This window comes from Variovorax sp. 20P10.2.4 (genome assembly GCF_058244205.1).
On sequence record NZ_JBZAYE010000164.1, the window covers coordinates 1 to 13,202 of the forward strand.

Sequence of the window (13,202 nt, forward strand, 5' to 3'; positions counted from 1 at the left end):
CGCCGCGGCCGAGGGGGTCAGCGGCCGCTTCGTCGGCGTCACGAGGTGCTGCACGGCCGGCGGCAGATCGAGCTTGATGGGCAGGACCTTGAGCAGCCCGCGTTCGCGCAATGGCTCCAGCCCGCCCAGGCTGTTGAGCGTGACGAGGTCGCTCTGCAGCAGCATCGACACCAGCGCGCTCGAGGAATCGCAATGCGCCACCAGCGTCGGCGCCGGCAGGCCCTGCCGGGTCATCAGCGTGACGATCATCGGCCCGCCCGACTGCTGCACGCTGTAGAGCCAGCCATAGGGCACCAGCGCGGCCAGATCGCGCGCATCGGCGGCCGGGTGGCCCGCGCGCACGACGATGCCCATGTCGGAACTGCACAGCTGCTCGGTGTGCAGGTCGGACAGGCTCTGGTCGGTGGGCAGCGGGCCGACCGCGAAGTCGATCCTGGCTTCGCGCAGCGCCGCGATGGTCGACGACGAGCGGCCGCCGAGCACGCTGATCAGCGCGTTCGGCGTGTGCTCGCGAAAGCGCGCCACGGCGGTGGGCAGCAGCATGGCCTCGGCCGTGGCCGACAGGCCCACCGTGATCAGCTTGCGGCCCTCGCCGCCGGCGCTCTCGAGCTCTTCCTGCAGATGGCGCAGCTCGGCATCGATCACGCGCGCGCGGCGCAGCACGATGCGGCCGAACTCGGTGGGCTCGACGCCGCGCGCTGAACGCACCAGCAGCGGCACGCCCAGCGACTTCTCGAGCGCGGTGAGGTTCTTGCTGACGGCCGCCTGCGCAAGGCCGAGCTTGCGCGCGGCGGATCGAACGCTGCCGGTTTCGATGACGGCTATCAGATCTCGGAGGTGGGCCTCGCGCACTTTGTCTCGTGTCTCGTTGTCGTTGTGATCGGCCGGATTATCCGGCAAGCGCTCCCGGGGTGCAGCGCCGCCGCGGGCGTGTGCTGCATGCGCCGCAACGAGGGAAACGCCAGCATCCATGCGGGTTTGCGGCGTTCGCGGTGCATCGGGAGCCGATGACATGTGCCCACCTTTGGTGAACGAGTTAACCGCCGATGTCCTTCCGGGGCGCCACGGGCCGCGACTAACCTCTGCCGCTTTCGCGCCGCGGCGCCGGCGCATCCGAACAAGAACAGAGACATGCGACTTCCCGCTACAGATCGCGCCAGGCCTTCATGAACAGGTCCCTCCTGTCGCTCGCGCTGGTCGCGGCCTTTCCCTGCGTTGCAACCGATGCCATGGCCCAGGACGCGCCCGAGCGCGCCAAGTCGCTCGGCATCGTCACGGTCACCGGCGCCCGGCCGAGTTCGCTGCCCACGCAGATACCCACCACCATCGAGGGCGTGACGCGCGCCGAGATCGAGACGCGCGTGAACGCCACCGACAGCGAGGACGCGCTCAAGTACCTGCCGAGCCTGCTGGTGCGCAAGCGCTACATCGGCGACTACAACCACGCGATCCTTTCCACGCGCGCCTCGGGCACCGGCAACAGCGCGCGCTCGGCCGTCTATGCCGACGGCATCCTGCTGTCGAACTACCTGGGCAACGGCATCGCCAACGGCACCAACTTCGCGCCGCGCTGGGGCCTGGTCACGGCCGAGGAGATCGAGCGGGTCGACGTGATGTACGGCCCGTTCTCGGCCGCGTACCCTGGCAACTCGGCGGGCGCGGTGGTCGACTACGTGACGCGCATGCCCGACAAGCTCGAGGCCCATGTGAAGGCGGGCTTCTCCTCGCAGCCCAACGAGCTCTACCGCACGAAGAAGCGCTTCAACGGCTGGCAGACCAGCGCCTCGCTGGGCAGCCGCAGCGGCGACTGGTCCTGGTGGATCGACGTCAACCGCACCGACAGCCAGGGACAGCCACTGACCTTCACCACGGCGACGCTGGCGTCCACCGTGGCCGGCGGCGCGGGAACGCCGGTGTTCGGCGCGGTGCCCGGCCTGAACACCACCAACGCCCCGTGGCTGATCCTCGGCGCGGGCACGCAGTACCGCACGGTGCAGGACCACGCCAAGCTCAAGCTGGCCTACGACATCTCGCCGACGCTGCGCGCGAGCTACACGCTCGGCTGGTGGCAGAACGCGGGCAGCGGGCAGAGCGAGAGCTACCTCGTCGATGCACGCGGCCAGCCGGTCTACAGCGGGCCGGTCAACATCGGCGGGCGCAGCTTCACGCTCGCGCCCACGGCCTTTCCATGGACCGAGGACCGCGCCACGCACTTCATGCACGGGCTGTCCGTCAAGAGCAACACCCAGGGCACCTTCGACTGGGAGGTGGCCGCCAGCCTCTACGACTACGCCAAGGACACGCAGCGCTCGCCCACGGTCGCGCTGCCGCTGGCGGCCCTCGGCGGTGCCGGCACCTTGCAGGACCAGGGCGGCACCGGCTGGAACACGCTCGCGGCCAAGGGCACCTGGCGGCCGCAGGGCGTGGGCGGCGCGCACGTGGTCGACTTCGGTGTTGGCCGCGATGCCTACAAGCTCGTCATCGCCAAGACCAACGTGCTCGGCGACTGGCAGGACGGCCCCGCGTTCACGCCCGTGAGCCAGGTGGGCGGGCGCAGCCAGACGCTCAGTGCCTGGGCGCAGGACGCATGGTCCTTCGCGCCGCAATGGAAGACCGTGCTCGGGCTGCGCTACGAGAAGTGGAAGGCCACGGACGGCTTCACCGCCACGGCCACGAGTGCGCAGCCCTATGCCTCGCGCAGCGAGTCCGACCTCTCGCCCAAGGCCGCCCTGGCCTACCAGCTCGCGCCTTCGACGGTGATCAAGGCCTCGGTGGGCCGCGCGGTGCGCTATCCGACGGTGGGCGAACTCTATGGCGCGACCTCGGGCGGCGCGCTCTCGTTCGTCAACGACCCGAACCTCGAGCCCGAGAAGTCGTGGATCGGCGAACTCACGGCCGAACAGGACCTGGGCAACGGCCTGCTGCGCGCCACGCTGTTCCACGAGACCACGAAGAACGCGCTCTACAGCCAGTTGATCCCGAACTCGACCGTCTCGCGCGTGCAGAACGTCGACCGGATGCGCACCACCGGCGTGGAGCTTGCCTACACCGGGCAGGACGTCGGCATCCAGGGCCTCGATCTCGGCGGCAGCCTGACCTATGCCGATTCGAAGACGGTGGCCGACGCGGCCTTTCCGGCGGCGGTGGGCAAATGGCAGCCACGCGTGCCGCGCTGGCGCGCCACCGCCTACGCCACCTACAAGCCCGATGCGCGCTGGGCCTTCACGGTGGCCGCGCGCTACAGCGGCCGGCAGTACTCGAACCTCGACAACAGCGACGTCAACGCCTTTGCCTACTTCGGCGCGAGCCGCTACTTCACGGTCGACCTGCGCGTCCGCTACCAGATCGACAAGCAGTGGTCGGCGGCCTTCGGCATCGACAACGCGAACAACGACCGCTACTGGAACTTCCACCCGTACCCGCAACGCACCTACACGACCGAACTGCGCTTCGACCTGTGAGGGGCCGCGCTGCGCTCAGGGCGCGGCGGGCCGCGGCGGCTGCGCCCAGAGCTTGTCGCTCGACCAGTGCAGGTGGACGATGCGGAAGCTGTCGCCGGCACGGCGCACGATCGCCGTTTCCTGCATCACCTGGTCGATGGGCTTGCCATCGGGCAGCTTGCCCGTGACGTGGTAGGTGCTGAGCACCCAGCGCTCGTTGCCGCTGCCACCGAGGCGGCGTGCCTGCAGGGTCCAGGTGGAGACGGCCGCCATGTCGATGTCGCCCGGCAGGTGGCTCAGCGCATAGGCCTCGATCGTCGGGTCGGTGACGCCGAACTCGAACACCACCAATGAACGGTCGAGGTAGGAGAGCGCACCGCCCGTGTCCTTGCGCTTGAGTGCCGCGTGGAAGCCGTCGACCGCGTCGGCCGGCAGCTTCACGGTCTGCGCTCCCGCCGCGGCGGCCAGGACCAGGCTCGCGGCGGCGAGCAGCAGCCTACGCATGGGGGTCGACCAGCTTGGGGTCGATCAATTCGATGATGACGATGTCGCCGGCGTTCACGCCTTCCATCGAGGGATCTGTGGCGCGCACCGTGAGTTCGTCGGGCGTATTGCTCTTGAGCCACAGGGTGCGGCCGAACATCTTGCCGCGGATGAAGGTGAGCCGCCAGCCGCGCATCTCGTTGCGCTGGGGCGCCACCATGCCCGGGCCGATCGGTTCGAAGCGCAAGGTGGCGATGCGGCCCGCCTTGCCGGCCTGGCCCACGCCGGTCACCTTGGCCGTGAAGCGCCGCAGCGCGGGGTCGACCGCGTCGTGGCCGGCCACCGCGTGCTGTGCGAGCAGCAGGGCCGCGGCCATGGCCGAGGCCCGCGCGCCGGCGAGGATCCATGTCGTCAGCAACATCGCTGTCCCTTGCCTCCATTCAAAGAAGCCGGCGATGTTATCGACGCGGCGCGCGCGCGCAAGGGATCACGGTGCATCGCGATCGACGTCCGAATGCGATGAAAACACGCGGCTTTCGTGCCGCGACGCCAGTGTCGGCGAGGGTCCCGGGCAGGGCCCGCGATGCGATTCATGCGCTCACCTGCGACGAACGTTTTAACCGTTGGTCGTCTTCTGACGCGGGGCTTTCACAACTAATCTCTGCGCCCACTCCATAACCACAACCACATCGACATCCATGCAGGCTTCCGTGACGCATCGCATCCGCTGGCCCTGGTGGCTCGTGGCGGTGCTCGCCGTCGCGCTGTCGGCCATGTGGTGGTGGCCGTCGTCCGATGAGGCCGTCGTGCCGATGCCGCCGGTCGCTGTGGCTCCGGCACCTGCGATGGCACCGGCACCGAAGCCCGTGCCGGTGGCCGCGAAGCCGGTCGATGCCGCGTTGTCGGTCTCGGCCTTCAAGCTCGTCGGCACGGTCGTGGCGGCCGATGGCGTGGACAGCTTCGCGCTGATGCGCCGCACCGGCGATTCGCAGCTGTTGCAACTGCGTGTCGGTGGCCACGTCGAGGGCCTGACCGTCAGCGCGATCCAGCCCGACAGCGTCGTGCTCGCGGGCGCGGGGCAGTCGGTGGTGATCGAGACCGACCGCACCGTCGCATCGCCGCTGCCTTCCCGTCCGGCCCACCCGCCGGAGCCGGACGTGGAACCGGCATTCGCGGGAGACCCCGCCCCCTTCGGACATTGACGCGAAGACTTTCCCCTGGCCCCGTGTTTTTTGACAGAGAAAGAAGAACCATGAAGAGAAGACAAGCCCCCAGAGCCAACCTGCTGTTGGTTGGCGCCCTCGCCAGCGCCTTGCTGCTCGCCGCGTGCGGCGGCAGCAACGACAGCGCGCCGCTCATCGTCGGCTCCGCGCCGCCACCCGCGGGGTCCACCGACCAGCCGCCCACCGACACCGGGCCGGTGGCCCAGGACTACGTGACACCGCCGCGGCTGTGCGAGCCCGGCCCCGGGGACCAGGGAGAGCCGGGCGTCAATGGCCACATCCCCAAGTCGGCGATGTACGACGCCACCGCCAATCCCGATGGCTTCCAGGGCTACTGGTGCGGCGCGCGCAAGGTCGCGCAGAACACGCTGTTCGGCCGCGGCGCCTTCGGCGACCTGCAGATCAAGGCCAAGGGCTCGACGCGCTGCGCCTATGCCTCCAACCGCGATGGCGCGGCCGGCGGCGATGCCGCGCTGACCACCGGCATCATCGTGTTCGACATGAAGACGCCGACGAAGATGCAGGTCGTGCCCGCGAGCGGCGACACCACGGTCGTCGGCACCGCGCCGTCGGCCAGCGTCAAGGCCACGAGCACCAACAAGTGGGGCGAGGAAACCACTGCCGCCACGCCCGTCAATCCGAACGGCAAGATCCTGCGCACCCCGGCCGCCCTCGAAGCCTATTCGGGCCTCGAGCTGTCGGGCGACCTGCTGGTGGCCGGCTACAAGGACAACAAGATGGTGGACGTCTACGACGTCAGCGACTGCCTGCACCCGGTGCCGCTGAACGCGAGCTACCAGTCCTCGGGCGGCCACCATGACGGCTGGCTCTCGCCCGACGGCAAGACCTGGTACGGCGTGCCCTTCGGCACCACGGCCAAGGACGGCGGCACCACGCTCATCACCGGCGGCACCTCGCCCACGGACGACAACTTCGCCAACTACACCATCGACAACAAGCGCGTCGACCTGCACATCACCAACCTCGACGATCCGAAGAACCCGAAGCTGCTGCTGAGCTGGAACCGCTCGCAGCTGCCCGACGAGGTGAAGAACAACAAGAACTGGCGCATCATGGCCGCGACCAACATCCATGACGTCAGCACCAACCCCGACGGCACGCGGCTCTATCTCGCGGTGTACGGCGGCGGTGGCCAGGTGGCCGGCAACCTGCCGACGCCCACCACCACCTTCTGGCGCGACCAGACCTGCGCCAACGGCCTGCTGATCATGGACTCGAGCGACATCGTCAAGCGCGCGGCCGATCCGAAGCTGAAGTACGTCAGCTTCCTCTCGTGGTGCGACCAGCAGCCGAACCCCGAGTTCGAGCAGGGCGGCTATGCGCGCATGACCTCGACCGCCGCGACGCACGCCACCGAATGGGTGCGGCACGTCAACGGCAAGGAGTACATCGTCTCGACCGACGAGTCGTACGCCCTGACGACCAGCGACACCAACGGCCTGCCGAACCAGTGCAAGCAGCAGAGCTTCGGCCGCATGATCGACATCTCGGACGAGAAGCATCCGAAGATCGTCGGCACCTATGAGCAGGATGCCAACAAGGCCAGCGTCTGCCCGACGCTGGTGGCCGAGGGCGGCAACGTCCCGATGGTCCACTACCTGAACTTCGACGACCGCAACCACATGCGCGTGGCCGTCTACGCGGCCGCATCGGGCGGCATCCGCTTCGCCGACTGGACCGATCCGACCAGCCCGAAGGAGATCGGCTACTACGTCGCGCGGCGCAACACGCCGAGCAAGATGGACTTCACGCGTCCCGACCCGCGCTACGACGCCGAGAACTGCCTCTACTACACGGGCTGGAACCAGGGCGGCCTGGTCTCGCTCGAGCTGACCAACCCGCAGTACAACCCGTGCATGAGCCGCAGCGCGAACGTCAGCGGCAAGGTGGCGACGGCGCAGGGCGACATCACGGTGGCGCTGAAGGCCGGCCGCGACAGCAAGGGCGCTAGCGTCAGCCTGAGCATCGAAGGCCTGGGCAACAAGGTGCAGCTGGGCGCGGTGACGCGCCTGGGCTCGGCCATCGACGCCGATGGCGCGCAGGTCACGGCCACCAGCAACTCGGTGCAGATCGACGCCGACGGCAGCTTCGACGGCCAGCCCGCGAAGTTCCGCCTGCAAGTGACCGACAACGGCGGCAACAAGGGCTTCTTCTCGCTGAGCTGCACCGAGGGCTGCTCGTTCACGACCAATGGTTACCTGCAGAGCGGCGGGAAGCTGACGGTGGCGAACCTCAAGAGCTGAAGATGCCAAGGACCGCGCATGCCTGTTGACCTTCGCTCGCGCGGTCGATAGCATCGCGGCACTTTCAAAACGCCCTCCCGGTTCGCCGGGAGGGCGTTTTCTTTTTGTTCCGCAACTTCCATGGAACCCAGAGATGAAAGAACCCCTCGAGATTCGCCCCGCATCGCCCGCCGGCCTCGGATACGTCCGGCATGGCCATGGGCCGATCCCCGTGCTGGTCCTGCACGACTGGCTCGGCGACCACGCGAACTACGACGCGCTCCTGCCCTGGCTCGACGGCCAGGCGTTCACCCATGTCTTCGCCGACCTGCGCGGCTATGGGCTGTCGATCGCACTGCCGGGCGAGTTCACGGTGAAGGAGATCGCCGCGGACTGCCTCGCGCTCGCCGACCGCCTCGGCTGGCGGCGCTTCCACGTGCTCGGCCATTCGATGACCGGGATGGTCACGCAACACCTCGCGGCGGACGCGCCTTTGCGCATCGCGAGCGCGATCGCCGTGTGCCCGGTTTCAGCCGCCGGCAACAGGCTGAGTCAGGAGGCCTTGGCCTTCTTTGCCAGCACGGCCGACGACGACAACGCGCTTCGGCGGCTGTTCAAGTTCGTCGGCGGGGGCTTGCCCGACGAATGGGTCGAGGAGAAGGTGCGGCACCACCGCGAGGCGGTGGCGCCCGCATGCCGCAGGCGCTACCTCGACATGCTGGTTACGGCCGATTTCGCCGACGAGGTGCGAGGGCTCGACACACCGTTCCTGGTCGTCGTCGGCGACAGGGATCCGGGGCTCGATGCGGAGGCGATGAAGCACACCTTCCTCGCGTGGCATCCGAACGCGGAGCTGCAGGTGGTGCCCGATTGCGGGCACTACCCGATGCAGCAGCATCCGTCGTACTTCGCGGGCGTGGTCGAGGGCTTTCTGAAGCGCCAGGCCGCCTTGGCGTGACGCCGCTCACCCCACGATCGGCTGCGCCATGATCCAGAGGCTCAGGCTCGTATAGGCCACCATCAGCACGAGCATCGGCAGCTGGCTCAGCATCGCCGCGCGGTGGTTCGCGAAGCGGCGCGTGGCCTCGACATGGGCGACGACGACCGCGAGCACATGGCCGACGACGATCAGCGTCACGGCCGTGTACCAGTAGACGGCCGGGCTCACGATGCCGAGGTCGACCGCGCGGCCGCGCGTGCCGAACAGGTTCCAGCCCCAGCCGAAGGGATCGGAGGCGAGCGGAACGATGAACTGCCCGGTGGTCAGCAGCAGCGAGGCGTAGTGGGCGAGGTGGTAGGCCACGGCGATCGGCACGAGGCTCCAGACCATCGCGTTCACGGCCGCGCGTTCGGTGCTGCCGGCCAGGCGCAGCATCCACGCGCCCACGCCGCGAAAGATCAGCACGAAGGCCACGGGGAACAGCAGCAGCATGACGCTGTTGAGCCATTGGGTCTCGTCCATGCCGGTCGCGGAAGACAGCGTGAACAGCGTCTCGGCCACCGTGCGCGAGGTCTGGGCGGCGGTGCCGATGCGGTCCATCAGCGGGGTTTCGTGGAAGCCGTCGAAGGTGACGGTCGCGAGCATCAGCAGCACGAAGGCCGCCACCGAATTCGGCACCGGCTCGGTCGTCAGCAGGCCGGCACCGTAGGGCCGCAGCCGCAGGCGCGCGGGCTCGGTCGGCGTCGAGCCGCGCAGCTCGAGCGGCGCGAAGCGGCCCAGCACGCGGAAGGCCATCGCGAAGGCATCGGCCCGGTGGCGCCAGGCCTCCACGCCGAACAGCAGCATGCCGGCCCAGCTCAGCAGCGCATAGCCCAGCAGGGCGCCGGCGAGGGCGGAGGGCAGGTCCTTGTCCTGCCACACCAGCTCGGTCCAGGCGAAGGCGAAGAACAGCGCGACCGCCGGCCAGGCGCCCAGCCATTTGGGCCAGCGCAGGCCCAGCGATTCGCGGCCGCCGCCGACCAGGCGCGCGGCGGCGCTGTACAGCGTGGGCAGCGGGTTGACGATCTCCCACAGGTCGCCGACCAGCGCGCAGAAGAAGGCCATGCCGACCCACCACAGCACCCAGACCATGGTGACGATCAGGTTCGCATAGGCGTCGGAATTGCCGAGGAAGCCGGTGGCCAGCGTCAGCACGAACAGTGCGCAGCCCAGCGTTCGCAGCACCACCGCGAGCGGGTGCGCGATCCGGCGCAGCGGCGCGAAGCGCAGCAGGTCGGTGTCGCGCAGGAAGGAGGAACCGAAGTCGTGGCGCCGCGCGAACAGCGCCAGCGCCGCGAAGGTCAGCACGAGGGTCGCGCCGGCCCCCGTGAGCCACAGCCACAGCGGCAGCGGCAGGTCGAAGCGCTGGCCGAAGCCGTGCGCCCGCGCGCCTGCCGAGGCGCACGCGATCGCGAGACCGGTCCCGAAGCGAAGCGTTTTCAGGGCGCGCCTAGGGATGGACTTCGATGAACATCACGGCGCGATGGTTGCCCGGGCCGTGGCGATGCTCGTGCACCGGGAAGCGGCCCGCGAGGCTGGCCTTGAAGCTCAGCAGCGCCGGTGCGGGGGGCGTCACCTGGGCCTCGATGTCGTAGCCGTGCAGGTGCAGCACCAGGGGCTGGTCGCTGACCACGCTGATCTGCACCTGGTCGCCCTGGCGCACCTTCAGCGTGTCGTCGCCCTTGATGCGGCCGCCCACGAGCTCGACCGAGAACTTCGGCGAGGCGGCCGCAGCGGCGCCCGCGAGCGGCGCCAGCGCTGCCAGGGCGATCAGCCGCAGGCGCAGGCGGTTCGGATTCGTCGTCATGGCGCGGTCCATGCTCAGTCCGCGTACTGGCCGGCCGCCTTGATGACCGCGCCCCACTTCTCGATCTCGGTCTCGACGAACTTCTTGTGCTCCGGACCGTTGACGCGGGCGTCGGTGATGATCACGGCGCCGAGCCCTTCCTGGCTCTTGATGAAGGCCGGGTCCTTGAGCGCCACTTTCAGCGCCGCATTGAGCTTGTCGGTGACTGCCTTGGGCGTGCCCGCGGGCGCGAACAGGCCATGCCAGATGCTGACGTTGAAGCCCTTCAGGCCGCTCTCGTCGAGCGTGGGCAGGGCGGCCAGTACTGGCGTCTTCAGGCGCTGCTGCGTGGTCACGGCATAGGCCCTGACCATGTTGCCCTCGATCTGCGCGGTGGTGTTGGTGGTCTGGTCGCACATGATGTCGACCTGGCCGCCGATCAGGTCGGTCATGGCCGGTGCCGTGCCCTTGTAGGGGATGGTCTGCGGCGCGATCTTCAGCGCGCTCTGCAGCATCAGGCCGCACAGGTGCGAGGCCGAGCCGATGCCGGCGTTGGCGAGGTTGGTCCTGCTGCCGTTGGTCTCGAGCCACTTGCGCAGCTCGGTGAAGTTGTTCGCGGGCACTGACTTCGAGCTGATGAGCGTCATCGGCACTTCGTTGATCAGGCCCAGGTATTCGAAGCCCTCGAGGGTCTTGTAGGGCAGCTTGCGGTACAGCGAGGGCGAGGTCGCCATGCTCACGTGGTGCAGCATCAGCGTGTAGCCGTCGTTGGCCGCGCGCGCCGCCTTGGCGGCACCGAGCGTGCCGCCGGCGCCGCCGGTGTTGTCGATGGTGATCGCCACGTTGCCCAGCGGCTTGCGCAGCGCCTCGGCGAAGTCGCGCGCCACCTTGTCGGTGGGGCCGCCCGCCGCGAAGGGCACCACGATCATGATCGGTTTGTCGGGATACTCGGCGAACGCAGGAAGGGCGGCGAGGGCCGCGATCGCGATCGTGAACAGGCGCTTCATTGATGTCTCGTTGTGGGTGAAGCCGAAAATGCTATAGCCCACCCACGCCGCGCAGAAGACGCCTGGTTGTTAAGGCGGTCACCTTAGGTGAACACCGACAGCCTCGGCATCGGTGGCGCCCGATGCCCGGCCGTGCGAACTCAGAGGCTCGCGAGCGGCAGCCGCGACCGATAGCGCGAGCGCCCCTGTGGATAGAGGCCGACCGAGCACTGCACCAGCTTGCCCGCGCCATCGAACCAGTGGCGCGTGACCTGCAGGCAGGGCGAGCCGGGCACTGCATCCAGGCGCTCGGCCAGGCGCGATTCGAGCGGCGCCGCGTCGATCTCCTGTTCCACCACCGCGACGCCCACGCCGTAGAGCCGCTCGATCAGCTTGAAGACCGGGCCGTTCCATGCTTCCAGCCGCTCGGCCACGCCCGCGAACTCGGGCCGCATGTAGAGCCACAGCGCGCCGGTGGGGCGCGCTTCGCCGCGCAGGTAGCGCAGCGTGTCGAGGAAGAGCCACTGGCTGCCCGGCTCGGCCTGCAGCAGGCCGGCCAATTGCTCGTCGGCGGCGACGAGGCCGGCGCGTTCGAGCTTGAGCTGCGTGGTGCGCGCGGCCTCCATGATGCTTTCGAGCGTCTGCTGCGAGTGCACGAAGAAGGGCGTGGGATTGCGCGCCAGCACGTGGGTGCCGATGCCGGCGCGCGAATCGATCACGCCGAGCTTGCGCAGCGCGCTCATGGCCTCGCGCAGGCGGTAGCGCGTGGCACCGAACTGCGCCTGCAACTGGGCTTCGGAAGGCAGCAGGCTGCCGACGGGATAACGGCCTTCGTCGATCTCGCGGACGATGGCGTCGACGATGTCCTGGATGGTCAACGCCGCGCCGGCACTTGTTGGATGCGCCATGAAGAGATAATATTCGAATATTCGACTAATTAGGCGAAGCAGACGCCACTGGAGACAAACGCATGCATCGTAGAGACTTTATCCGCGCGCTGTCCGCAGGCGCCGCACTGCCGCTGGCCGGCGTGGCACCGCTGGCGCTGGCCGACACCTACCCCAGCAAACCGATCCGGCTGGTGGTGACGCAGGGCACGGGCTCGGGCAGCGACGTGATCGGGCGCCTGCTCGCGAGCAAGCTCGGCGAGCGGCTCAAGCAGAGCGTGTACGTGGAGAACAAGGCCGGTGGCGGCGGCATCATCGGCCACCAGTTCGTGCTCGACCAGCCGGCCGATGGCTACACGCTGCTGCTGAGCACCACCGCGCCGCTGGTGGTGGTGCCCGCGATGAACCGCAACGCGAAGTTCCACCTGCGCGACTTCACCGCGGTGGCCGCGGCGCTGCGCAGTCCCTACATGGTGCTGGTCGGTACCCAGCCCGACAGCCCGCGCAGCCTGCAGGAACTGACGAAGCGGCTGGCGGCCGCGCCATCGAGCTATTCGTCCTCCGGCACCGGCACGCTCACGCACCTGGCGACCGAGATGTACCTGCAGCAGGTCCATGCCAAGGCCACCCACGTGCCCTACAAGGGCAGCGGCCAGTCGCTGGCCGACCTCGCGGGCGGGCAGGTGCTGTTCTCCACCGACTCCCCGATCGCCGCGGGCGCGCTGATCCGCGGCGGGCGGCTGCGGGCCCTGGCCGTGACCTCGGCGCAGCGCCTGGCCACCTATCCCGAGGTGCCGACGATGGCCGAGCTCGGCTATCCCGGCCTCACGCTCAACACCATGGGCGGGCTGTTCGGTCCGTCGAAGCTGCCCGCGCCCATCGTTGAGCGCATCAGCACCGAGATGGCGGCCGTGATGTCCTCGCCCGAGGTCAAGGCCCAGTTCGCGAGCATGGAGACCGAGCCGCTGGTGATGCCGGTCGAGAGCTTCCGCACCCAGATGCTGAAGGACGCGCCGGTGTGGGAAGGCGTGGTGGCCCGGCTGGGCATCACCGCCGATTGAGGAGCCGCCGATGGACGCCCACCGCATTCGCTGCGCGCTGTTCGTGCCGGTGCTCGAGCCGCGCTTCTTCGCGCGCGCGGGCGAGCGCGGCGCGCAGGCGCTGATCCTCGATCT

Annotated in this window: 12 protein-coding genes; 5 read left to right on the forward strand and 7 right to left on the reverse strand. The window is 68.9% G+C overall.

Features of this window, described 5'->3' with window-relative positions; genetic code table 11:
• A partial coding sequence (locus AC27VN_RS17250) for a LysR family transcriptional regulator (RefSeq protein ID WP_490877305.1) occupies window positions 1-852 on the reverse strand: 852 nt, incomplete at its 3' end.
• A 314-nt stretch (window positions 853-1,166) separates the two neighbouring features.
• Between AC27VN_RS17250 and AC27VN_RS17255 the strand changes: the two genes are divergently transcribed.
• A complete protein-coding gene (locus AC27VN_RS17255; RefSeq protein ID WP_490877306.1) occupies window positions 1,167-3,461 on the forward strand; it encodes a TonB-dependent receptor in 2,295 nt (764 codons plus the stop codon).
• Between the two features lie 15 nt (window positions 3,462-3,476).
• Here AC27VN_RS17255 and AC27VN_RS17260 read toward each other — a convergent pair whose 3' ends face one another.
• Window positions 3,477-3,944 carry a YybH family protein gene (locus tag AC27VN_RS17260; protein ID WP_093347148.1) on the reverse strand — a complete coding sequence of 156 codons (468 nt, stop codon included), beginning with the start codon at window positions 3,942-3,944 and terminating at the stop codon, window positions 3,477-3,479.
• Window positions 3,937-4,344 (reverse strand): hypothetical protein, encoded by a 408-nt coding sequence (locus AC27VN_RS17265; protein ID WP_093347152.1) that lies wholly within the window; start codon window positions 4,342-4,344, stop codon window positions 3,937-3,939. Before AC27VN_RS17265 ends, AC27VN_RS17260 begins: the two co-directional genes overlap by 8 nt.
• 277 nt (window positions 4,345-4,621) lie before the next feature.
• Between AC27VN_RS17265 and AC27VN_RS17270 the strand changes: the two genes are divergently transcribed.
• The 3 genes from AC27VN_RS17270 to AC27VN_RS17280 all read left to right on the forward strand — a co-directional run bounded on the left by AC27VN_RS17270 (window position 4,622) and on the right by AC27VN_RS17280 (window position 8,347).
• A complete protein-coding gene (locus AC27VN_RS17270; protein ID WP_490877307.1) occupies window positions 4,622-5,125 on the forward strand; it encodes a hypothetical protein in 504 nt (167 codons plus the stop codon).
• Between the two features lie 50 nt (window positions 5,126-5,175).
• The gene (locus AC27VN_RS17275; protein WP_490877308.1) at window positions 5,176-7,410 is read left to right on the forward strand and encodes an LVIVD repeat-containing protein; all 2,235 of its coding nucleotides are present in this window, start codon (window positions 5,176-5,178) and stop codon (window positions 7,408-7,410) included.
• Window positions 7,411-7,543: 133 nt separating this feature from the next.
• The gene (locus tag AC27VN_RS17280; protein ID WP_490877309.1) at window positions 7,544-8,347 is read left to right on the forward strand and encodes an alpha/beta fold hydrolase; all 804 of its coding nucleotides are present in this window, start codon (window positions 7,544-7,546) and stop codon (window positions 8,345-8,347) included.
• Between the two features lie 6 nt (window positions 8,348-8,353).
• Here the strand turns inward: AC27VN_RS17280 and AC27VN_RS17285 are convergent, their stop codons facing one another.
• The 4 genes from AC27VN_RS17285 to AC27VN_RS17300 all read right to left on the reverse strand — a co-directional run bounded on the left by AC27VN_RS17285 (window position 8,354) and on the right by AC27VN_RS17300 (window position 12,048).
• On the reverse strand, window positions 8,354-9,676 hold the full coding sequence (locus AC27VN_RS17285) for a hypothetical protein (RefSeq protein WP_490877310.1): 1,323 nt from the start codon (window positions 9,674-9,676) through the stop codon (window positions 8,354-8,356).
• A 142-nt stretch (window positions 9,677-9,818) separates the two neighbouring features.
• Window positions 9,819-10,175: a hypothetical protein gene (locus AC27VN_RS17290; protein ID WP_143129245.1), complete on the reverse strand. Its 357-nt coding sequence runs from the start codon at window positions 10,173-10,175 to the stop codon at window positions 9,819-9,821.
• A gap of 14 nt (window positions 10,176-10,189) precedes the next feature.
• A complete protein-coding gene (locus tag AC27VN_RS17295; RefSeq protein ID WP_490877311.1) occupies window positions 10,190-11,161 on the reverse strand; it encodes a tripartite tricarboxylate transporter substrate-binding protein in 972 nt (323 codons plus the stop codon).
• A gap of 140 nt (window positions 11,162-11,301) precedes the next feature.
• Window positions 11,302-12,048 (reverse strand): GntR family transcriptional regulator, encoded by a 747-nt coding sequence (locus AC27VN_RS17300; RefSeq protein WP_093347174.1) that lies wholly within the window; start codon window positions 12,046-12,048, stop codon window positions 11,302-11,304.
• A 62-nt stretch (window positions 12,049-12,110) separates the two neighbouring features.
• Here AC27VN_RS17300 and AC27VN_RS17305 point away from each other — a divergent pair, with 62 nt between their 5' ends.
• Window positions 12,111-13,088 (forward strand): Bug family tripartite tricarboxylate transporter substrate binding protein, encoded by a 978-nt coding sequence (locus AC27VN_RS17305; protein WP_296785849.1) that lies wholly within the window; start codon window positions 12,111-12,113, stop codon window positions 13,086-13,088.
• Window positions 13,089-13,202: the final 114 nt, after the last annotated feature.